This is a genomic window from Conservatibacter flavescens (genome assembly GCF_002795425.1).
GTDB lineage: Bacteria > Pseudomonadota > Gammaproteobacteria > Enterobacterales > Pasteurellaceae > Conservatibacter > Conservatibacter flavescens.
The window spans coordinates 112,913-134,708 of sequence record NZ_PHHA01000020.1; the positions used below are offsets into that span (position 1 = coordinate 112,913).

At 40.2% G+C, this 21,796-nt stretch carries 23 protein-coding genes and 3 tRNA genes; 20 read left to right on the top strand and 6 right to left on the bottom strand.

All coding sequences use genetic code 11. The features are described 5' to 3' along the window. Window positions 1–39: 39 nt before the first annotated feature. The 8 genes from bamA (at window position 40) to CVP05_RS09030 (ending at window position 9,290) form a co-directional block, all read left to right on the top strand. Window positions 40–2,481, top strand: coding sequence for an outer membrane protein assembly factor BamA (bamA, locus tag CVP05_RS08995; RefSeq protein ID WP_100289239.1), 2,442 nt, complete (start codon window positions 40–42; stop codon window positions 2,479–2,481). A 122-nt stretch (window positions 2,482–2,603) separates the two neighbouring features. Further along, window positions 2,604–3,185: an OmpH/Skp family outer membrane protein gene (locus CVP05_RS09000; RefSeq protein ID WP_100289240.1), complete on the top strand. Its 582-nt coding sequence runs from the start codon at window positions 2,604–2,606 to the stop codon at window positions 3,183–3,185. Beyond that, complete coding sequence (gene lpxD / locus CVP05_RS09005; protein WP_165773147.1) at window positions 3,185–4,210, top strand: UDP-3-O-(3-hydroxymyristoyl)glucosamine N-acyltransferase; 1,026 nt, start codon at window positions 3,185–3,187, stop codon at window positions 4,208–4,210. The genes CVP05_RS09000 and lpxD overlap by 1 nt, the downstream gene beginning before the upstream one ends. A gap of 49 nt (window positions 4,211–4,259) precedes the next feature. Continuing rightward, a complete protein-coding gene (gene fabZ / locus CVP05_RS09010) occupies window positions 4,260–4,700 on the top strand; it encodes a 3-hydroxyacyl-ACP dehydratase FabZ (protein ID WP_100289277.1) in 441 nt (146 codons plus the stop codon). 16 nt (window positions 4,701–4,716) lie between these two features. Continuing rightward, entirely contained in the window at window positions 4,717–5,523 is an 807-nt protein-coding gene (gene lpxA, locus CVP05_RS09015) for an acyl-ACP--UDP-N-acetylglucosamine O-acyltransferase (protein WP_100289242.1), read from the top strand. A gap of 65 nt (window positions 5,524–5,588) precedes the next feature. After that, on the top strand, window positions 5,589–6,755 hold the full coding sequence (gene lpxB, locus CVP05_RS09020; protein ID WP_100289243.1) for a lipid-A-disaccharide synthase: 1,167 nt from the start codon (window positions 5,589–5,591) through the stop codon (window positions 6,753–6,755). Beyond that, a complete protein-coding gene (gene rnhB, locus CVP05_RS09025) occupies window positions 6,752–7,342 on the top strand; it encodes a ribonuclease HII (RefSeq protein WP_100289244.1) in 591 nt (196 codons plus the stop codon). Before lpxB ends, rnhB begins: the two co-directional genes overlap by 4 nt. Before the next feature lie 82 nt (window positions 7,343–7,424). Next, window positions 7,425–9,290, top strand: coding sequence for an SLC13 family permease (locus CVP05_RS09030; RefSeq protein ID WP_133118717.1), 1,866 nt, complete (start codon window positions 7,425–7,427; stop codon window positions 9,288–9,290). Window positions 9,291–9,466: 176 nt separating this feature from the next. Here the strand turns inward: CVP05_RS09030 and CVP05_RS09035 are convergent, their stop codons facing one another. Both CVP05_RS09035 and pdxR read right to left on the bottom strand, forming a co-directional pair. Continuing rightward, complete coding sequence (locus CVP05_RS09035) at window positions 9,467–10,426, bottom strand: cation diffusion facilitator family transporter (RefSeq protein ID WP_100289245.1); 960 nt, start codon at window positions 10,424–10,426, stop codon at window positions 9,467–9,469. Next, window positions 10,423–11,847 (bottom strand): MocR-like pyridoxine biosynthesis transcription factor PdxR, encoded by a 1,425-nt coding sequence (gene pdxR / locus CVP05_RS09040; protein WP_100289246.1) that lies wholly within the window; start codon window positions 11,845–11,847, stop codon window positions 10,423–10,425. The genes CVP05_RS09035 and pdxR overlap by 4 nt, the downstream gene beginning before the upstream one ends. Window positions 11,848–11,937: 90 nt before the next feature. On the opposite strand from pdxR, the gene pdxS reads away from it, so the two are divergent. The 5 genes from pdxS (at window position 11,938) to CVP05_RS09065 (ending at window position 13,848) form a co-directional block, all read left to right on the top strand. Continuing rightward, the gene (gene pdxS / locus CVP05_RS09045; RefSeq protein WP_207761363.1) at window positions 11,938–12,825 is read left to right on the top strand and encodes a pyridoxal 5'-phosphate synthase lyase subunit PdxS; all 888 of its coding nucleotides are present in this window, start codon (window positions 11,938–11,940) and stop codon (window positions 12,823–12,825) included. A 1-nt stretch (window position 12,826) separates the two neighbouring features. Beyond that, window positions 12,827–13,426 (top strand): pyridoxal 5'-phosphate synthase glutaminase subunit PdxT, encoded by a 600-nt coding sequence (gene pdxT / locus CVP05_RS09050; RefSeq protein WP_100289247.1) that lies wholly within the window; start codon window positions 12,827–12,829, stop codon window positions 13,424–13,426. A 93-nt stretch (window positions 13,427–13,519) separates the two neighbouring features. Beyond that, a tRNA-Ser gene (locus CVP05_RS09055) sits at window positions 13,520–13,609 on the top strand. A 37-nt stretch (window positions 13,610–13,646) separates the two neighbouring features. Then, window positions 13,647–13,723: transfer RNA gene (locus CVP05_RS09060), tRNA-Arg, on the top strand. A gap of 48 nt (window positions 13,724–13,771) precedes the next feature. Then, window positions 13,772–13,848: transfer RNA gene (locus tag CVP05_RS09065), tRNA-Arg, on the top strand. A gap of 14 nt (window positions 13,849–13,862) precedes the next feature. Here CVP05_RS09065 and CVP05_RS09070 read toward each other — a convergent pair. Next, window positions 13,863–14,237, bottom strand: coding sequence for a hypothetical protein (locus tag CVP05_RS09070; RefSeq protein ID WP_100289248.1), 375 nt, complete (start codon window positions 14,235–14,237; stop codon window positions 13,863–13,865). A 129-nt stretch (window positions 14,238–14,366) separates the two neighbouring features. Between CVP05_RS09070 and CVP05_RS09075 the strand changes: the two genes are divergently transcribed. The 5 genes from CVP05_RS09075 (at window position 14,367) to luxS (ending at window position 17,691) form a co-directional block, all read left to right on the top strand. Next, the gene (locus CVP05_RS09075; protein WP_100289249.1) at window positions 14,367–15,308 is read left to right on the top strand and encodes an NADP-dependent oxidoreductase; all 942 of its coding nucleotides are present in this window, start codon (window positions 14,367–14,369) and stop codon (window positions 15,306–15,308) included. Window positions 15,309–15,320: 12 nt separating this feature from the next. After that, a complete protein-coding gene (locus CVP05_RS09080) occupies window positions 15,321–15,920 on the top strand; it encodes a beta-phosphoglucomutase family hydrolase (RefSeq protein WP_100289250.1) in 600 nt (199 codons plus the stop codon). A 2-nt stretch (window positions 15,921–15,922) separates the two neighbouring features. Continuing rightward, on the top strand, window positions 15,923–16,531 hold the full coding sequence (locus tag CVP05_RS09085) for a sugar O-acetyltransferase (protein ID WP_100289251.1): 609 nt from the start codon (window positions 15,923–15,925) through the stop codon (window positions 16,529–16,531). Continuing rightward, complete coding sequence (locus tag CVP05_RS09090) at window positions 16,531–17,031, top strand: YqaA family protein (protein WP_100289252.1); 501 nt, start codon at window positions 16,531–16,533, stop codon at window positions 17,029–17,031. Before CVP05_RS09085 ends, CVP05_RS09090 begins: the two co-directional genes overlap by 1 nt. A 150-nt stretch (window positions 17,032–17,181) precedes the next feature. Continuing rightward, window positions 17,182–17,691, top strand: coding sequence for an S-ribosylhomocysteine lyase (gene luxS, locus CVP05_RS09095; protein WP_100289253.1), 510 nt, complete (start codon window positions 17,182–17,184; stop codon window positions 17,689–17,691). Between the two features lie 77 nt (window positions 17,692–17,768). Here the strand turns inward: luxS and tsaA are convergent, their stop codons facing one another. Continuing rightward, a complete protein-coding gene (gene tsaA / locus CVP05_RS09100; protein WP_100289254.1) occupies window positions 17,769–18,500 on the bottom strand; it encodes a tRNA (N6-threonylcarbamoyladenosine(37)-N6)-methyltransferase TrmO in 732 nt (243 codons plus the stop codon). Between the two features lie 123 nt (window positions 18,501–18,623). Between tsaA and CVP05_RS09105 the strand changes: the two genes are divergently transcribed. Both CVP05_RS09105 and rraA read left to right on the top strand, forming a co-directional pair. Continuing rightward, window positions 18,624–19,529, top strand: a complete 906-nt coding sequence (locus tag CVP05_RS09105; RefSeq protein ID WP_100289255.1) for a 1,4-dihydroxy-2-naphthoate polyprenyltransferase — start codon at window positions 18,624–18,626, stop codon at window positions 19,527–19,529. A 63-nt stretch (window positions 19,530–19,592) separates the two neighbouring features. Then, complete coding sequence (rraA, locus tag CVP05_RS09110) at window positions 19,593–20,084, top strand: ribonuclease E activity regulator RraA (RefSeq protein ID WP_100289256.1); 492 nt, start codon at window positions 19,593–19,595, stop codon at window positions 20,082–20,084. A gap of 67 nt (window positions 20,085–20,151) precedes the next feature. Here the strand turns inward: rraA and CVP05_RS09115 are convergent, their stop codons facing one another. Beyond that, window positions 20,152–21,096 carry a peptidylprolyl isomerase gene (locus CVP05_RS09115; protein WP_100289257.1) on the bottom strand — a complete coding sequence of 315 codons (945 nt, stop codon included), beginning with the start codon at window positions 21,094–21,096 and terminating at the stop codon, window positions 20,152–20,154. 78 nt (window positions 21,097–21,174) lie between these two features. Beyond that, the gene (gene pyrR / locus CVP05_RS09120; protein WP_100289258.1) at window positions 21,175–21,714 is read right to left on the bottom strand and encodes a bifunctional pyr operon transcriptional regulator/uracil phosphoribosyltransferase PyrR; all 540 of its coding nucleotides are present in this window, start codon (window positions 21,712–21,714) and stop codon (window positions 21,175–21,177) included. Window positions 21,715–21,796: the final 82 nt, after the last annotated feature.

Genomic DNA, 21,796 nt, shown 5'->3' on the forward strand with positions numbered 1-21,796 from the left:
AAATAAATGTTGTATTGATGACACAAGGTTAGAATGACGATGAAAAAACTTTTAATTGCAAGTTTATTATTTGGTACGGCTGGTAGTGCATTAGCTGCACCTTTTGTTGTGCGAGATATTCGAGTTGACGGTGTGCAACCGAGCACAGAGCAAAGTATTATTGCAGGGTTGCCGGTAAAAGTCGGACAGCGTGCAACGGATAGTGATATTGCAAATATCGTAAGAAGTATGTTCTTACAAAATGCTTACGAAGATGTGAGAGCTTCACGGGAAGGTAATACATTAGTGATTTCTGTGGTGGAACGCCCTGTGATTGCCGATGTTGTTATTGAAGGGAATAAAGCCGTGCCAACGGACGCGTTGACTAAAAATTTAGAGGCGAATGGCATTGTAAAAGGCGAAATTTTAAACCGTGAAAAATTAGAGGCATTCCGTAAAAGTTTAGCAGAGCATTATCGTGCGGTTGGTCGTTATGATGCGAGTGTACAAGCGATAGTCAATAATCTGCCAAATAACCGAGCAGAAGTAAAATTATTAGTGAAAGAAGACGATGTTGCGATTTTACGCTCGTTAACTTTTAATGGTAATCATGCATTTGATAATGACAAATTATTAGAACAAATCCAATTACAACCAGATTCATGGTGGAAGTTGTGGGGAAATAAATTTGAACAACAACAATTTGAGCAAGATTTAGAAACCTTACGTACATTCTATACGGATAATGGTTATGCTAAGTTTCGAATTGTTGATACTGATGTAAAAGTCAATCCGGCTCATGAAGTTGATGGAAAGATGAAAGATACATCGGTTGATGTCACTGTTGATATTGATGAGGGCGCTCAATATACCGTTAGCAGTGCGCGTATTGTTGGTGATACCGCAGGAATGTCAGCGCAATTGCAATCAGCAATTAACTTAATCCATGTGGGAGAAGTGTTTGATGGGAGCGATGTGCGTGCGGTAGAGGCGCAAATAAAATCTACGCTAGGTGAACGTGGCTATGCGATGGCACAAGTTAATGTGGCACCGAGTTTTGATGATACTAATCACACAGTTGGTTTGACCTTTGTGGTAGAGGCTGGTCGCAGTTATGCTGTTCGCCGTATTCGCTTTGAAGGAAATGACGTGAGTGCCGATTCTACATTACGTCAAGAAATGCGCCAACAAGAGGGAGCATGGTTATCTTCAACTTTACTCGAATTAGGAAAAGTGCGGTTAGATCGTACAGGTTTTTTTGAAACGGTAGAATATAATACTGTACCTGTAGAAGGAACCGACGATCAAGTTGATGTGATTTATAAAGTGAAAGAGCGTAATACCGGTAGCATTAATTTTGGTATCGGCTATGGGACAGAAAGTGGATTAAGCTACCAAGCGAGTATAAAACAAGATAACTTTTTAGGCATGGGGTCATCCATTAGTCTAGGCGGTTCGCGTAATGATTATGGTACAAGTATTAATTTAGGCTATAACGAACCCTACTTTACTAAAGATGGCGTAAGTTTAGGGGGAAATATATTCTATGAGACCTATGATAACTCTGATAGTAATACATCATCCTCTTATTCACGTACGACCTATGGTGTAAACGGTACATTAGGTTTTCCAGTTAATGAGAATAACTCTTACTATTTAGGTTTAGGTTATACTTTTAATAAATTGAAAAACATGGATCCGGAATATAATCGCGCATTATATTTACAATCAATGGATTTCGAGGATTGGAATTTTAAAGCCCATGACTTTGATTTTTCACTAGGCTGGAATTATAACAGCTTGAATCGTGGTTTCTTTCCGACATCCGGAACAAAAGCGAGTTTAGGCGGTCGAGTGAGTATCCCGGGATCGGATAATAAATATTATAAAATTAGTTTTGATGCGACAACTTTCTTACCGTTGAATCGTGAACATACTTGGGTATTATCCGGTCGAGTTGGTGCGAGTTTCGCAGATGGCTTTGGTGGTAAGCGTTTGCCATTTTATCAATACTATACAGCGGGTGGCTTAGGCTCATTACGTGGTTTTGCTTATGGTGCAGTTGGACCAAATGCGATTTATATTCACCCGGATAATCGAACTTTAGCTGAGTGTACTGGTGTAAAACAAGCGCTTAAAGACTGTTATAACCTGATCAATGGTGATGTGATCGGGGGGAATGCAATGGCCACAGGAACGGTGGAACTGATCTTCCCTACACCGTTTATTGCAGACAAAAACCAAACGCGCGTGAGAACCTCTATGTTTGTTGATGCAGCTTCGGTTTGGAATACACATTGGAAAAAAGATAAAGTAGGTTTACCTGCTAATGTCACTCGTGTGGATTATGGTGATCCAAGTCGAATTCGTATGTCGGCAGGGGTTGCATTCCAATGGCAATCACCACTTGGCCCTCTGATTTTCTCTTATGCGAGACCGATCAAAAAATATGAGGGCGATGATATTGAACAATTCCAATTTAGTATTGGTGGTACATTCTAACATAATAGCGATAAATCAATTGGTTGGAACTTTTTTGTCAATGTAAAGTCCAACCAATGTAAGCATATGTACCAGTTGTACGATGCTATCGTTGTTATAATAAATTTAATGAAGGAAAAATTATGAAAAATGTTTTAAAAGTAACCGCACTTTCTTTGGCTTTAGCTTTCACCGCAACTGCTGCACAAGCAGAAGAGAATATTGCATTTATTAACGCAGGATATCTTTTCCAAAACCATCCTGATCGTCAAGCGGTAGCAGATAAATTAGACGCTGAGTTTAAACCACAAGCAGATAAGTTAGAAGCGAGCAAAAAAAATATTGATGATAAAATTGCAGCAGAACGCAAGAAAATTGATGCAAAAGTTGCGGAATTACAAAAAGATGCAAAAAATCCAAAACAACGTCCATCAGAATTACAAAAACGTGAAGCTGATATTCAAAAACAGCAAGCAACCGCTGAAGAAGAAATTAATAAGTTAGTCACTGAGCATGACAAAGCTGCGCAGGAGTTCCAGGCAAACTATGAAAAACGCCAAATGGAAGAGCGCACAAAATTATTAGAAAGCATTCAAACTGCAACAAATAAAGTTGCTAAAGATAAGAAATATACTTTAGTACTTGATGCAAATGCGGTTGTATTTGGTGATGGTAAAGATATTACAGAAGAAGTATTAAAAGCAATTCCTAAACAGGCTAAATAATGGCAAGCTATTCTTTACAGGAACTGGCAACAGAAGTCGGCGCGACACTGCGGGGGAGCGCCGATAAAACGATCAAAAGTATTGCGCCTTTAGAACGAGCAAAAGCAGATCAACTGACTTTCATTTCTAATGTAAAATTCCGAGCATTATTAGCAGAATCTCAAGCAGGTGCGCTAATTGTAAGTGAAGAGGACGTCCCATTTTGCCGTGCGGAGAGTAATTTACTTATCGTTCGCGATCCTTATGTGGCTTATGCTTTAATTGCACAATATATGGACAATTCTCCAAAGTCAGCAGTGGGAATTGCTGAAAGTGCGGTGATTTCTAAGCATGCGACATTGGGTGAGCGTGTTTCAATTGGTGCGAATGCCGTGATCGAAGACGGGGTTGAATTGGCTGACGATGTCGTTATTGGCGCAAATTGTTTTGTGGGTAAAAATACTAAAATCGGCAAAGGCACACACTTATGGGCAAATGTGAGTGTGTATCATGATGTACAGATAGGTGAAAACTGTTTGATTCAGTCTGGGGCTGTCATTGGTAGTGATGGTTTTGGTTATGCAAATGATCGAGGTCGTTGGATTAAGATTCCTCAAACGGGGTCAGTTATTATTGGTAATCATGTAGAAATCGGTGCCTGCACTTGTATTGATCGCGGTGCATTAGATGCAACAGTGATTGAAGATAATGTCATTATTGATAATTTATGTCAGATCGCTCATAACGTACATATTGGTACAGGAACAGCCGTTGCTGGCGGTGTTATTATGGCCGGTAGCCTTACAGTCGGGCGCTATTGCTTGATTGGTGGCGCGAGTGTGATTAACGGGCATATGGAAATTTGTGATAAAGTCACTATTACCGGAATGGGAATGGTTATGCGCCCAATTACTGAACCTGGAGTATATTCATCGGGTATCCCATTACAAACCAATAAAGAGTGGCGTAAAACCGCAGCGCTAACACTTGATATTGATAAAATGAATAAACGCTTAAAAGCCTTAGAGCGAAATTTAAAACAATAATTGAAGTATTTAATATTTTAAGAGGCACCAAACTGTGACAACTGAAACTATGGCAAGAACGATTGAAGTCAATGAAATTATGACTTTACTACCTCATCGCTACCCTTTTTTATTAGTTGACCGAGTGGTAGATTATAAAGAGGGTGAATGGCTGAAAGCAATTAAGAACGTGAGTGTAAATGAACCTCAGTTTACTGGGCATTTTCCACAAGAACCGATTTTTCCTGGCGTATTGATTCTTGAAGCGCTAGCGCAATCTATGGGAATTTTGGCATTTAAAACTCATGAATTACAAGGCGGTGAGTTATTTTATTATGCAGGTATTGATGAAGTCCGCTTTAAAAAGCCCGTTGTCCCAGGTGATCAAATAGAAATGTATGTAGAAGTCATCAAAGAACGTCGTGGTATTACGCGCTTTAAAGCTGTTGCGACAGTTGATGGCGAGGTTGCTTGTGAAGGCACATTGATGTGCGCGCGCGTTAAAAAATAAATCAAAAGAGGCTGCTATGACTGAGCGAACTGCAAATATCCACCCAAGCGCAAAAATTCACCCAAGTGCAATTGTAGAAGATGGCGCTAAAATTGGCGAGAATGTGGTAATTGGGCCGTTTTGTATTGTGGAACATACTGTAGAAATCGGTAAAGGAACAATATTACATTCTCATGTGGTTGTAAAAGGGCATACTACGATTGGTGAAGACAATCAAATCTTCCAATTCGCCAGTATTGGGGAAGTTAACCAAGACCTCAAATATCAAGGTGAACAAACGAAAACCATCATTGGCAATCGTAATCGTATTCGTGAAAGTGTGACGATCCATCGTGGAACAGTACAAGGTGGCTGTGTTACACGTATCGGCGATGACAATTTATTTATGATTAATGCACATATTGCGCATGATTGTAAAATTAAAAATCGTTGTATTTTGGCAAATAATGCCACCCTGGCAGGACATGTAGAGCTAGATGATTTCGTTATTGTGGGTGGAATGTCTGCGATTCATCAATTTGTCATTGTAGGCGCTCATGTGATGTTAGGCGGCGGTTCAATGGTCAGCCAGGATGTACCGCCTTATGTGATGGCGCAAGGCAATCATGCTCAGCCTTTTGGTGTGAATATTGAAGGTTTAAAACGTCGTGGGTTTGAAAAATCGACTTTGCATGCAATTCGTAATGTATATAAATTAATTTATCGTAGTGGAAAAACCTTAGAAGAAGTGATGCCGGAAATTGAACAGTTTGCTGAACAGGACTCCGCTATTAGTTTCTTTATTGAGTTTTTCAAACGCTCAACGCGTGGAATCATTCGTTAATTCTTAACAGGCGGGAGAACCCGCCTATTTCATTTCTTCTCTTTATCTATTGAGGCCTTTTTTCTATGCAGAATAATTCACCGACTATTGCTATTGTCGCAGGGGAGATCTCAGGGGATATTTTAGGCGCAGGCTTGATCCGCTCACTGAAAATGACATATCCAAATGCACGTTTTATTGGCATTGCAGGGCCGCAAATGCTGGCTGAAGGGTGTGAAACGCTGGTGGATATGGAAGAAATCGCGGTGATGGGATTAACTGAGGTTGTGAAACATCTGGCTAGATTATTGAAGATTCGTCGCCACGTGATTAATACGATGTTAACGGAGAAGCCGGATATTTTTATTGGCATTGATGCTCCAGATTTTAATTTGGATATTGAGTTGAAATTAAAACAGCATGGTATCAAAACTATTCATTATGTTAGTCCATCAGTTTGGGCATGGCGACAAAATCGAATTCATAAAATTGCGCGCGCAACAAATTTAGTTTTGGCCTTTCTTCCTTTTGAGAAGGCTTTTTATGACAAGTTTAATGTGCCATGTCGTTTTGTGGGTCATACAATGGCCGATGGAATAGCATTAAAGCCCGATCGTTTACAGGCTTGTCGATTGCTGAATCTGGATCCGCAAAAACGTTATTTAGCCATATTGCCAGGTAGTCGAGCGGCAGAGTTAGAATTTCTGTCTGAGCCTTTTTTACAAGCTGCACAATTGTTGGCTCAGCAATTTCCGGATGTTCAATATTTAGTACCGTTGGTGAATGAAAAACGACGGGCATATTTTGAACAGATAAAGGCTAAAATAGCGCCTGAATTAGATATGATTTTATTAGATGGCCACGCTCGTCAAGCGATGATTGTGGCTGAAGCGACGTTATTGGCATCTGGCACTGCCGCTTTAGAGGCAATGCTTTGTAAATCGCCAATGGTAGTCGGATATCGCATGAAGAAAACAACTTATTTTCTCGCAAAACGTCTAGTCAAAACGCCTTATATTGCTTTACCTAATCTTTTAGCTGGTGAGATGCTTGTACCAGAAATGATTCAAGATGACTGCACAGGGGAAAAATTAGCTGCACAGCTTGCACCGTTTTTTGAACATTCAGAAAGCGCGTTACAATATCGTCATGGGCTAATTCAACGCTTTACCGATTTACACCGTTTAATTCAATGTGATGCAGATAAGCAAGCAGCGCAGGCTGTGACGGATTTACTTAAAGAGGTGGCATAATGACAACATTTGTCTACCCGCCTTATGAGCTTATTGCTGGCGTGGATGAGGTAGGGCGAGGTCCTTTAGTTGGAGCCGTAGTGACAGCTGCAGTGATCTTGGATCCTCGTTATCCTATTGAAGGACTCACGGATTCTAAAAAGCTCAGTGAAAAAAAACGACAAGCTTTAGCAGAAGAAATTAAAGACAAGGCGTTGGCTTGGGCTTTAGGGCGAGCAGAGCCAGAAGAAATAGACCGTTTGAATATTTTACATGCGACAATGCTTGCAATGGAAAGAGCGGTAAAAAATTTAAAAATTTTACCGCACTTCGTGTTAGTCGATGGTAACAGAATACCGCAATGGGCGTACCCTGCATTGGCGGTAGTTAAAGGAGATAGCCTTGTCCCAGAAATTAGCGCCGCTTCAATTCTCGCAAAAGTTGCGCGAGATGAGGAAATGTCAGCATTGGATTTACAGTACCCTCAATATGGTTTTGCTCAACATAAAGGTTATCCCACTCAGTTGCATTTAGCAAAACTCGCAGAATTTGGGCCGCTTGATGTCCATCGTAAAAGTTTTGCACCAGTGAAAAAGTTTTTAGGCTAGTTTGACATGATTGAGTATTTTTCTCATAAAATTTTATATAATGAACGGCGATATTCGCCGTTTTTCTTTTGAGGAAAGTCCCATGCTACATCAAATATTTCATGAACACTTTAGCTTTTTATCAATGGATCTTTTATTGGTATTGCTGTTTCTTGTGGGAGCGATCATTTTATTTGTTAGCAATAAAATTCGCATGGATGTCGTCGCGTTATTAGTTATTCTCGCATTTTCATTAAGTGGCATTTTAACGGTCGAAGAAGTATTTGCGGGTTTTAGTGATCCCAATATCATTTTGATTGCCTTATTGTTCATTGTGGGGGAAGGGCTGGTTCGCACAGGGATAGCTTATCAGGTGAGCGAATGGCTCATGAAAGCGGCCAAAAATAGTGAAACAAAAGTCTTAATTTTATTGATGCTCGCTGTCGCATCTTTAGGCGCATTTATGAGTTCTACGGGGGTAGTGGCTATTTTCATTCCCGTAGTCCTGACCATTTGCCGTCAGATGAATATATCTCCTCGTCGTTTAATGATGCCTTTAAGTATGGCTGGGTTAATTAGCGGTATGATGACATTGATTGCCACAGCACCTAACTTAGTCGTAAATAGTGAATTGATTCGAGCGCATCTTCCTCGTCTGAGCTTTTTCTCTTTTACCCCTATCGGTTTATTGATTTTATTGTTAGGGATTATTTACATGTTAGTGGTGAGACGTTGGTTATCTGATGCTTCTGATGACATGTTAGAGACAACCAAAAAGCTATCAATCAGTGATTTTGTCGCAGAATATGGGCTAGCTGGGCGCTCAACTTGTTTGGTTATTCGAGAGGGATCGCCTTTTATTGGTAAACGTTTAGACGAATTACATTTGCGCACACAGTTTAATATGGACATTATTTCCATTGAACGCTGGCGACGTTTTCGACCTATTTCTGTCAGTGCATTCGGGACGACAGAATTAAAGGAAAAGGATATTTTACTGATTGATATCAATGATCCTGAATTTATCCTAGCTGATTTTTGTGAACAATATAATTTAGCCGTAGCAGAAGTGGGAGCGGGTTATTATGCTCGTCAAGCGAAGTTAATTGGTATGGTAGAGATTACCCCAGTACCTAGCTCAAACATTGTGGGAAAAACGGCGAGTGAACTACGTATTCGCTCGGTTTATGGTTTAAATGTGCTTGGAATAAAACGTGATGGGGAAATCTTAACAGACGATATTTCTCATCAACCATTCAAAATGGGGGACTTATTATTAGTCATGGGAGAGTGGCGTCTAATTGAAGCCATGCGCAATCAAACCAAAGATTTTTTTATGTTGAATTATCCAATGGAGATAGAAAAAGCGTCTCCAGCAAGTTCACAAGCACCTTATGCTTTATTATCAATTAGCTTAATGGTGTTGTTAATGGTATCAGGCTGGGTTCCCAATGTCATCGCGGCACTGATTGCTTGTTTATGTTTAGCGAAGTTTCGTTGTGTTGATGCCAAAAGCGCTTATGACTCAATCCATTGGGCGAGTTTGATCTTGATTGTTGGAATGATGCCTTTTTCTCTCGCCTTACAAAAAACTGGCGGTGTCAGCCTGATTGTTGATGGCATGATGAACTTAGTGGGAGATTGGGGACATCACGGTATTTTAATGATCTTATTTATTCTTTGTGCAGGAGTGGGATTATTTATTTCTAATACGGCAACAGCTATTTTAATGGCGCCTATTGCGATTAATTTAGCAGAACACCTAAATGCCTCTGCACTACCTTTTGCAATGACCGTGGCAATAGCCGCTTCAGCCGCATTTATGACACCCGTTTCTTCACCAGTAAATACGATGGTACTTGGCCCAGGAGGTTATAAATTTATAGACTTTATCAAGGTAGGAGTACCGTTCACATTCATTGTGATGTTAGTCACTGTATTTATAGTACCGATATTATTTCCGTTTTAATTAAACGTTATCACGTGTTTCTAGTTGGGAATGATTGTTAAAGTGTCTATTTTGAGCGAAAGATAATTTATGATTGAGCTGTATAGTAGACAAAAATGCGGGAACAAGATGTAGTAACACCTTATACTACAAGGGCAACCCGCACTTTTGAAATATGAATATCCCCGCACTTTTTGTTAATGTTGATGTGCGTGATGGTTATGATTGTCATGCATTTTGCAGTGTAGCTGTTCGTTATGGCCATGCTCTTGGCTTTCCATTTGCAGTGTGGCATGGTGGATTCCATAATGTTGTAGGAGGTGTTCGATCTCCTGACGTATGTTTTGGGCCTGGTGAACAGTCATGTTTCCATCGACAACAATGTGTGCGGAAAGGAGATGTTGCTGGCTTGTGAGTGTCCAGAGGTGAAAATCGTGAATATTTTCTACACCTTTTACCTGTTGTATTTCAGTGATGAGTTTACTTTGGTCGATATGTTTGGGAGCGCCTTGCATTAAAATATGGAGGGTGCTTTTAATCACATTGAAGCCACTATTGGCAATCAGTAGGGAAACGAAAATACTGATAAGTGGGTCGGCTATTCTCCAGTCAAAAAATAATATACATAATGCCGCAATAATGGCACCAATTGAACCGAGTAGATCGCTTAAAACATGAAGATAGGCACTTTTCATGTTTAAGTTTTCTTCTATGTCGCTATGACGGTGCATATACCATGCGATAATGAGGTTGACTAATAAGCCGAGAATACTCACCACGAGCATACCTTGACTGGCAACTTGGGGTGGGTTGCTAAAACGAGTGACTGCTTCGATAATAATGAAGACGGCGATGATTATTAGGGTTAAGCCGTTGAGTAGCGCGAACAGGATTTCAGCGCGTTTATAGCCAAATGTTTGATGGTGATTACTCGCCTTTTTGCCTAGTTTAAATGCTAATAAGGAAAATCCGAGAGCAAGGGCATCTGATAGCATATGACCAGCATCAGATAACAGGGCAAGAGAGCCGGTGATAAAGCCGGCGATGATTTCAACCAGCATAAACGAGGCAATGACGATCAGTGAAACTTTGAGTACTTGTTGGTTTATGTCGTGTCCATGATGGTGTCCAGCATGGTTGTGCGTATGATGGTTCATGGGGTTTCCTCTTGATTGATAAAAATTGTGATTAATTTTTTGACCGCACTTTCTAACGCTTGTTCAGTGAGATTGCCGAATCCTAAAGAAAATAAGCATTTTTGTTGAAAATAAACGGGATACAGTTTTATTTTTTCTTGTTCTGCGCGTTGGGTAATATGTTCAACACTACGTTGCTCATTGATTAATTCAATGAGCAAATAGACGCCACAGTGTTCACCATAATAGCGAATTTTGTGGGAATATGGTTGGAATAGTTGGCACAGCAAAGCCATTTTTTTACGATAAATTTTACGCATGCGATGAATATGTTTTTCAAATTCGCCTTGTTGCATAAATTGAGCCAAGCGTTGTTGCTCAAAGCGCGATACGCTGCAATTAAAAAAGCCACAATATTGTTGGTAATCCGCTAATAAGGATTTGGGCAACACCATAAATGCCGTGCGCAGTGAAGGCATAAATAGCTTTGAAAAGGAACCAAAATAAATCACTTTTTCCTGCACATCAAGGCTCTGTAAGGCTGGGATTGGCTTGCCTTGATATCGAAACTCACTATCGTAGTCATCTTCAATTAGGTATCGATCCGGTGCGGCATTTGCCCATTCTAGTAATTGTTGGCGTTGGCTAATGCTAATGGGCGTGCCGAAGGGGTATATGTGTGCTGGAGTGATATAGGCAACATTAGCTTGGTATTGATATAATTCAGCAATATTTAATTGATAATTATCAGCGGATAAGGAGAGTTTTATCGTTTGTTTTTGGTAACTGTGTAATATTTTTTCTACAGAGTGATAACCATGAGATTCCATAGCATAGGAAAAATCCCGTTGTGGATAGCGTTGATTAAATAACAGAATTAATTGCTGTAGACAGTTTTCAATACCCGCACCAATAATAATTTGTTCGGGTTCACAATAGACTCCTCTAGAGGCCGCTAAATAATGGGCAATTTCGCTTCTTAAATTTAAATCTCCTTGTTTTTCGCCTAAAGCTAAGAGATGTTTTTGTGATTTTTGTAAAATATATCGACCGCACTTTTGCCAACGTAGGAAAGGGAAATGTTGGGTATCAATATAATTTGGATTTAAATCATATTGAATATCATTAGGTGGAGAAAAGTGCGGTCGATTTTGGTAAATTTTTGTTGATGAGAATTGGAGTTCAGCTTGAAAAGAAACAAAAAAACCTCGTCGCGCTTTAGATTCTATATAACCCTCTGCTTGTAATTGCATATAGGCACTTTCCACCGTGTTTTGGCTGATCTGTAAAAACTCGCACAATTGTCGTTTCGATGGCAATTTTTCTCCAAGTTGTAATTGTTGTTGATGAATGGCTAGGCGGATTTGTTGGTAAAGCTGCAAATACAGTGGACAGGGATCTTGCTTGTTCAAATGATAACTCAATTTCATTGCTGACCTCATTAAAATGTTTGATTTTGACACTTTTAATGCTGCCTGATTATAGCAAAAATAACGCTGTTTTAAATAATGACATTATAAAGGAGAATAAAAATGACAATATTAACAGGGTCAGATGTGGTAAAACGAGGTATGGCACAAATGCAAAAAGGCGGTGTGATTATGGATGTGGTGAATGCTGAACAAGCTCGCATTGCCGAAGCTGCAGGTGCTGTTGCGGTAATGGCATTGGAACGTGTGCCTTCTGATATCCGCGCAGCCGGTGGGGTCGCTCGTATGGCAAATCCTCGCATTGTACGCGAAGTCATGACGGCAGTGTCTATTCCAGTTATGGCAAAGGCGCGTATCGGACATATTACTGAAGCGCGAGTTTTGGAAGCAATGGGTGTCGATTATATTGATGAAAGCGAAGTATTAACGCCTGCTGATGAAGAGTTTCATTTACTGAAAAGCGAGTTTACGGTGCCTGTTGTCTGCGGTTGTCGTGATTTGGGAGAAGCCTTACGCCGTATTGGTGAAGGGGCATCGATGTTGCGAACGAAAGGCGAGCCGGGTACAGGAAATATTGTAGAAGCTGTACGTCATATGCGGAAAGTGAATGGGCAAGTGCGTAAAGTGGTTGCGATGAGCGATGATGAATTAATGACAGAAGCGAAAAACTTAGGGGCGCCATTCGAATTATTATTACAAATTAAACAATTAGGTAAATTACCTGTGGTTAATTTTGCTGCAGGTGGTGTGGCCACGCCTGCGGATGCGGCCTTGATGATGGAGTTAGGTGCTGATGGTGTATTTGTGGGCTCTGGGATTTTTAAGGCGGAAAATCCAGAGAAATTTGCACGGGCTATTGTGCAGGCAACAACACATTATCAGGATTATGATCTGATCGCGCGTTTATCAGAAGAATTAGGTGAACCAATGAAAGGCTTAGATATCGCTCGTTTGGCACCAAATGACAGAATGCAAGAGCGTGGGTGGTAACATGAATCATGAGTATAGCCAATTCACAGTTGGAGTGTTGGCATTACAAGGAGCAGTAAGCGAGCACCTCCAACAAATTGAGAAATTAGGTGCTAAGGCTGTGGCTGTCAAAAACTGTGCACAATTGAATGAGATTGACGCGATAGTGTTGCCTGGTGGGGAAAGTACAGCTATTGGTAAACTCATGCGAAACAGTGGTTTTATTGATGCCATTCGTGATTTTTCACAGCAAGAAAAACCTATTTTCGGAACGTGCGCTGGAATGATTTTACTCGCGAAACATATTGAGGGCGGAGAACCTAGCCATTTAGGACTGATGGATATTGTCGTACAACGTAATGCATTTGGGAGACAAGTGGAGAGCTTTCAGGCAAGTCTATCTGTACAGGATTGGGATCAGCCTTTCCCTGCTGTATTTATTCGAGCGCCTTATATTACCCGTTTTAACGAAAGTGCGGTCGAAAAACTTGCAGAATTTGAAGGAAATGTGGTGCTAGCAAAACAAGGGCATTTACTCGCTTGCGCTTTTCATCCGGAATTAACGGCAGATTTGAGAATTATGCGCTTATTTTTAGAGATGATTAAATCAGGTTGTAGATAAATCAAACAACTGATAGCAAAATCAGAGGTTTGGTATAAAAATCGTTTGACTTATTTTTAAAAGTCAGTATCATACCGCCCACAAACCGATTGCGGTGAGATGGCCGAGAGGCTGAAGGCGCACCCCTGCTAAGGGTGTATATGGGAAACTGTATCGAGGGTTCGAATCCCTCTCTCACCGCCATTTGTTTTGTTCATTTAAATAAAATAATGAATATGCTGCACCCGTAGCTCAGCTGGATAGAGTACTCGGCTACGAACCGAGCGGTCAGAGGTTCGAATCCTCTCGGGTGCGCCATTCACATTGCGTTTAAATGAATAAAACAGATAATCATATCAAATTTACGCACCCGTAGCTCAGCTGGATAGAGTACTCGGCTACGAACCGAGCGGTCAGAGGTTCGAATCCTCTCGGGTGCGCCATTTCAATAAATATCTTATTTTTCTAAAATAATGGGTTGATCTAAGGTTAACGAATAAATATTCGCAATGAAATGCGTTTGTTCACTTTGAGGAATGACAAAGGGAATGAAAGACAAAATTTCGTTGTGTAAATGCAATATTTTAGGAAAATCAGCCGCACTTTGAATTTCTGCAAACATATCTGAGTTTAATGGTTGTGCTGAAAAACCTCGACGAATCCGTCCTAAAGAATTTGCCAAATGAATAAGTAATATTTCCATTTGTTTGGTTTGAGTATTGACCTGCCACTGTTGTGCTAAATGCTGTTCAATTTGCAAGACAACATGCATAATTTGTTCATCAATGAGCTTGATTTTTTCCAATAGTACTAAGCGTTGGTAAGTATTCATGAGTAAAACTCTTATCAAAATAATTGTTTACTTTATCGTAAATAACCAGAATTAAACAGTGCAGAGATCACAATTTTGTAGCAAAATAGAGCAAATGCTCCTTAATGCTTAATCAAAATGAGGTTTTTTATGACGTTTGAAAATTATGGCGTAACAATTTCTGCCTTTGGTGATGAAAAAGTTCTACAATTTCAACCGCACTTAGTCATGCCGACGATTTCTGAAACACAGGTTTTAATCGAAAATCATATTGCAGGGCTGAACCCAGTCGATTATAAAACCCGTTTGGGGCTAGGCTGGGGAGCGGAAAAATTTAAACAACATTTTCCGGCTGTATTAGGGTTCGATTTTGCGGGCATCGTTGTACAAGCGGGGCGTAAAAGTGGTTTCCAAGTGGGGGAACGAGTGGCCGCTTTGAGCTTTGAGGGCGGAGCGTATAGTCGTTATGCTCAGGTGGAGGCGAATTTGCTCGCGCGTTTGCCTGAAAATGTGAGTTTTGAGCAGGCGGGTGCTTTGCCAACAGCTGGGATTACGGCTTATCAATTAGTACAACAGGCACAGTTACAGCCCAAACAAACCGTATTGATTTCCGCGCCTGTTGGCGGTGTTGGGCATTTATTGGTTCAATTGTTGGCGCAGCAAGGGGTGAACATTGTGGCTATTTGTTCGCCAAATAAAGCAAAATTAGCACACAGTCTAGGCGCGCAGGCTGTATTGGATTATACAAATTTATCGGTATTTCCGGATTTACAGGCGGATTTATTTATTGATTTAGTCGGAGGAGAGGCTGGCGTGAAAGCACTCCGTGCGGTTAAACAAGGTGGGCGTGTGATTTGTGTGCCGACTATTCATGTGCCATTATTGCAAGAGGCTGGGGAGAGCAGAGGATTAATTGTTGAGAAAATGCTTGCTCAACCGAACGCTTTGGATTTAAGTGTATTGTTGGAATTGGTTTCGAAGCAAAAATTGCAAGTGTTGATTGAAAAAATTTATCCAATACAAGATATTCAGCAAGCCCATCACGATTTAGCTAAAGGGAAAACGGTGGGTAAGTTATTATTAACCTTATAAAAAGAGAGAATGATGTTAGATTTTAGTTTGTTTCAACAGTATAAAGGATTGATTTTTGATATGGACGGCACGGTAGTGGATACTATGCCCTGCCATGCTCGAGCGTGGGAAATGATGGGGGAAGCTCTGGGCTATCCGACAAAAGGAGATGTGATGTACGCAATGGGCGGTGCGCCAGTGCGTACGATTGCTATGGCGACGATGCAAAAATACGGCATTCCATTGGAATTGATTGATGAAGTGATTCGCTTAAAACGCGAGTTTGGGATCAAGATGATTCTAGAGGAATCCACACTATTGCCGGCAGCTGATGTTGTAAAATATTTCTATGGTAAATTACCCTTAGCATTAGGCACTGGCTCTCATCGTGCCGTTGTGGATATGGTATTAGATAAACATGAGATTAGACATTATTTTAATGCGGTAGTGACGGCAGATGATGTGGATAAACATAAACCGGAACCCGATACATTTTTACATTGTGCGCGTTTAATGAATGTAGAACCGCAACATTGTGTCGTTTTCGAAGATGCGGATCTAGGCGTGCAAGCTGGCTTAAGTGCGGGTATGCATGTATTTGATGTGCGCATAAACCAATTAATTAAGGGCTAAATATGTTAACTGAAAAAGAGAAAATGCTATCAGGCTTAGCCCATGATCCCTATGATCCTGAGCTGAAACGCTTGCGTATAGAAAATAAAGAGCGTTTATTTGATTATAATACGCAAATTCGTCCATCAGAGACGGAGAAAAGAGCGGCGCTTTTAAAGAAAATTTTAGGCAAAGCAGGGGAAGATCCCCATATTAATCCGCCATTTTATTGTGATTATGGGTGTAATATTGAAGTGGGAGATCGTTTTTTTGCTAACTATCATTGCACTATTTTGGATAATGGTGGAGTAAAAATTGGTGACGATGTGATGTTTGCACCGAATGTAAGTTTGTATACAGTAGGGCATCCTCTGCACCCTGAATTACGCCGACAAGGTGTAGAGCAAGCATTGCCTATTCGCATTGGTGATAATGTATGGTTAGGCGGAAATGTGATTGTGTTACCCGGCGTGACGATTGGCGATAATGTGGTTGTCGCTGCTGGCTCAATCGTGACTAAAGATATTCCGCCGAATAGCCTTGCAATGGGTGTGCCTTGTAAAGTTGTGCGACCAATTACGGAACAAGATCGCGAGCAATATTATCGCGACTTTTGCTCTGATATTTTATGATGGAATGGCTGTTTTCATGGGATTCTTGGGGCGTATTTTTTCAAAAACACGGCCTATGGCTGATGTTTTTGAGTGCCTTTTTGAGCGCAACGGTCTTGCCAGGTAATTCGGAAGTGGTGTTTATGGGGTTAGCCACGCCTATTTTGTTAGTGGAGCCTAGTTATGTGGCTACGCCAATATTAACGTTACTTGGCGTAGCGGTTGTCGGAAATAGTTTGGGCAGCATAAGCACATATTGGCTTGGTCGTCTTTTTCCCGCGCCATTGGAAAAAGATCGCAAGACATATTGGGTCGTGCAAAAAATGCAACGTTTTGGCAGTCCGGTATTATTATTGAGTTGGCTGCCTGTGGTGGGGGATATTGCTTGCGCCGTGGCGGGGTGGTTACGAATTAACAGTTTTTGGGCCAGCATATTCATCATTATTGGGAAAACAGTGCGGTATGTTTTTTTATTATTTTTATTATCGCCTGTCATTTCTACAAGAGATTTTTTAAGCTAAAATAAAAAAACCGCCCAAAAGGGCGGTAAAATAACCTAAGGAACCAATTTATAAAAACAACTGCAAGTTGCTTATTAACTAAGACAGGCTTAAAAAATAAAAGTTCAAAAAATTTTTAAAAAATTTTCAACCTAGCAAGAAGGATAAAAAATGCCATTATTAGATAGCTTTAAAGTCGATCACACGATTATGAAATCACCAGCTGTGCGTATTGCTAAAACAATGACGACACCTAAAGGCGATATTATTTCTGTATTTGATTTGCGTTTCTGTCAACCAAATAAAGAAATTATTTCACCACGTGGAATTCATACATTGGAACATTTATTCGCAGGTTTTATGCGTGATCACTTAAATGCGGAGGATGTGGAGATCATTGATATTTCTCCAATGGGTTGCCGCACTGGGTTTTATATGAGCTTGATTGGGACACCAGATGAACAACGTGTTGCGGATGCTTGGTTACTCGCAATGAAAGATGCTTTAGCTGTGACAGAGCAAAATAAGATTCCTGAATTAAATGAATATCAATGTGGATCTTATAAAGAGCATTCGCTAGAAGATGCTCATGCGGCTTGTCGTCATGTGGTCGAAAAAGGGATTGGTATTAATAAAAATGAAGATTTATTGTTAGATGAGGCATTTTTGCAACAAGCATAAAAAGAGATAGATGTGATGATATGGGGGATTCCCCTATATCATCGCTTGATCACCATTGAACCTCTCTTCTCCAACTCCTATTCCTTTTCCTGTGACGTGTTGCAAATATCTAACACTTCAGCAATATCTTGGGTGTTTTGTTTTATTCGCCAACGGATATTATATTGGTATAAGCTCATTCCATAAATCCGCTCAGAGAATTTACCTCGTTGATAGGCGGGTCTTGGATCTTGTTGGATGACTTCTTGGATAAAGCGTTGAAAGTGCGGTTGTTTTTTTCCAATTTTTTTGACCGCACTTTGTGCTTCCAAGCTAAACTCAACCTTTAATAAGTCATGTGGTTTTTCTTGGGCAAATCCACAGTCCGCATGGGGAACGCTGTCTGCATACGTAATATAAGGTTTAATATCTAAAATAGGTGTGCCATTAACGAGATCCACTGCGCCAACATGCAATAATACTTTTCCTTGAGTACACTCTATTTTGTGTAATTTTACTTTAGATAAGCCAATAGGATTGGGGCGATGCGTTGCGCGAGAGGCAAAGACACCCACTCGTTGATTTCCGCCTAATCGAGGCGGGCGTACAGTTGGTTGCCATTTGCCTGTGGGTATCTGATTAAATTGAAAAATAAGCCAAAGGTGAGAAAATTGCTCTAATCCTCGTACTGCTTCTGCTTGATTATAAGGGGGCAATAATTCAACAATTCCCATTCCGTCTTGTACGAGATCAGGTTGGCGCGGTACAGAAAACTTTTCTTGGTAGGGGGTATGAATGATCGCCACTGGATGTAAGGTTAAATCTTGCATATTTGCCGTAAATTTGATCTGAAGTAGTTAAAAATTAGTGTATTACCTTGTAAAATAGGCACTACGCTAATTTTACTCTAAAAGTGCGGTTTGTTTCCGCATTTTTCTTTTTAATGGAACCTTATGGCACAAAATACTGTGAAAATGTGGTTAGAAACCGCAAGACCTAAGACTTTGCCTTTGGCATTAGCCTCGATTTTGACTGGCGCAGCATTGGCTCACTGGGCGGGCAAATTTAGTTGGGGGATTACTTTATTATGTTTGTTAACAACTTTGTTATTGCAGATTTTATCCAATTTTGCGAATGATTATGGTGACCACGCAAAAGGATCTGATACTGCCGAGAGAATAGGACCTTTGCGAGGCATACAGAAAGGGGGAATTAGTTTTGCTCAGCTGCGTGTAGGCCTAATTGTGGTCACGCTAGCAAGCTTATTTTCCGGCCGCGCTTTGATTTTATTGGCATATGAGAGTGTCGCTGATTTATTGGCTTTTATCTTGTTAGGGCTTTTAGCTATTATCGCAGCGATAACCTATACAGTGGGGAAAAAACCTTATGGTTATATGGGGTTAGGTGATGTCTCTGTATTAATATTTTTTGGATTGCTAGGTGTAGGGGGGACATATTATTTACAAGTACATGATATTTATCCTATGGTTTTTTTACCGGCCATAGGAAGTGGTTTGCTTGCCACAGCCGTATTAAACATTAATAATTTGCGTGATATTGAACAAGATAGAAAAGTAGGAAAAAATACGCTAGTTGTGCGTTTAGGCGCGCATAAGGCACGTATATACCATTGTTTATTGATAGGAATAGCATGTTTGTGTTATCTGATATTTGCTTTTGTGTCTTTGCATATGTGGTATCACTTTTTGTTTTTATTGGCATTCCCACTGTTATTTAAACATGCTCGTTTTGTTTTTTTGAGTAAAGACCCTCTGACTTTGCGCCCGATGTTGGCACAAATGTCTATCTTGGCATTATTAACTAATTTATTATTTAGTTTTGGTCTGTTGCTTGACTAAACAAACAGGCTTATACTAGAGATCGTTGAGTTTTGCTTATTTTGAGATAAAAAAGGAACAAATATGCGAATTGATACATCGGATTTATGCGATATTTATCTTGATCAAGTTGATGTGGTGGAGCCTATTTTCTCCAGTTTTGGAGGGGTTTCTGAATTTTATGGCAAAATTACCACAGTAAAATGTTTTGAGAATAATGGTTTAATTGCCGAAGTATTAGAGGAGAATGGCGAAGGCCGTGTATTATTAATTGATGGTGGTGGCGCGGTACGCCGAGCGTTAATTGATGCGGAAATGGCCCAACTTGCAGTCGATAATGGCTGGGAAGGTATTATTGTTTATGGCGCAGTACGTCAGTTAAGTCAATTAGAAGAAATGGATATCGGTATCCATGCTTTAGCTCCGATCCCTGTTGGGGCAGATAGCGCAAATCTAGGAGAGGTTGATGTGCCGGTAAATTTTGGTGGTGTCACTTTCTTTCCAGAAGACTATATTTATGCTGACTTGACCGGTATTATTTTATCGCAAGAGCCGCTTGAATTAGAAGATGAATAGCGAATAAATGTGAGCGAGTACCTATAAAAAAGCCTGTCTTGATTAAAGAGACAGGCTTCATTATTTTTTAGTCAAGGTATTGGATATCGGCGCCACGTCTAAGCCCTTTGACCCAGTTACGTGACTCTTCTTGTAATTGAGAATTGACTAACTGCTCATAGGCTTTTTGGCGGTAGGCGTTTTCAGTTACATCGCCTTGACGTGTACCCGTGACTTCTAAAATATGCCAACCATATTCGGATTTAAACGGTTGTGAGATAGTGCCTTTTTTAGTGGATTTTATGGCGTTTTGGAAAGCACCAACATACACATCAGGTAAGGCGTAGCCTAAGCTACCACCGTTTGCACCGGAAAGATAATCTTTGGAATATTCTTTCGCTGCTTCAGCAAAGGTTTTCTTTTTAGCAAGAATATCCGCACGAATTTGGTTCAACTGCGCCTTTGCTTGAGCATCATTTAATAATGGGTTGAGTTTCAATAGAATATGACGAACTTCATATTCTGTTGCGGTGACTTCTTTTAATTTCCCACTTTCTTTTGCCTGTTCAAACATTTTTTTACCTAAGCTCTCCACTTGATCTCGGGTGACATCAATGTTTTTACCAAAATTTTGGCTTTGTACGGCTTGCATTAATAGTTGATTCGCAATTTGCTTGCGATATGTCGCGATATTGATGCCTTGATATTCTAATGCATCAAGCAGTTGTCCGTAAGTAATCCCATTTTGAGCAGCAATATTTTCTAATACCCCTTCAATATGTGCATTAGTGATTTTTACGCCGGATTCTTGAATGGCTTTTTGCACTAAAATATCATCAATGACAGCGTCAATGGCGGCTTTACGATTAGTTTCTGTATTGGCTTTGTTTCCGAGTGCACGTTTCATTTGGCTAGCCATCACAGGTATGCCATCAACGGTTGCAACAACGCGTTCTTCAGCTTGAACTTGGTTGGTGAATACCAGTAATCCGAGTAAGCTAAATAAAGTGGATTTTAAAAAATGCATTTTCATTCTTTTGTTATTCCATTATGAGTTAATTTATACTTTGTTTTAGAGTCTTATTCTCGCAAAAGGTTCAATAGTTTTGCGTTATTCTGAAATTAAAGCAACCTCATAGCAGCCATCAAATTTGGTTGTGCGAACTTGCACTTTTTCATGGCGACTGGTTGGCACATTTTTGCCTACGTAGTCAGCGCGAATCGGCAGTTCACGATGTCCACGATCGACAAAAATAACGAGTTCGACTTTTGCTGCTCGACCAAAATCAATGAGTGCATCAAGGGCGGCGCGAATCGTGCGCCCGGTAAATAGGACATCATCAATCAGAATGACTTTTTTATTTTGTATGCTGACATATTGAGAGGCGCCACTATAAATTGGGGTCTGGCTTGCTGGCTCTGCATATTCCAAGTCATCTCGATAAAAAGTAATATCTAAGTCAAGAGAAGGGATTTCTACTTGGGTTAGCTCAAAAATTTTCCGTTTAATGAGTTCAGCTATTTCAGCGCCTCGACGTTTAATGCCAACAATAACAATATCATCAAGCACTTGATGTTTTTCAATAATCTCATGAGAAATGCGTGAAATGGTACGCATAAACTGATTTTCATCAATAATGATTTTATTCATAATGTCGTTATCCGATGAATTAACACTGCCAGTAAAAATACCACAAATTTCATGAAAACGATACAGAAGAACGTTTGCGATG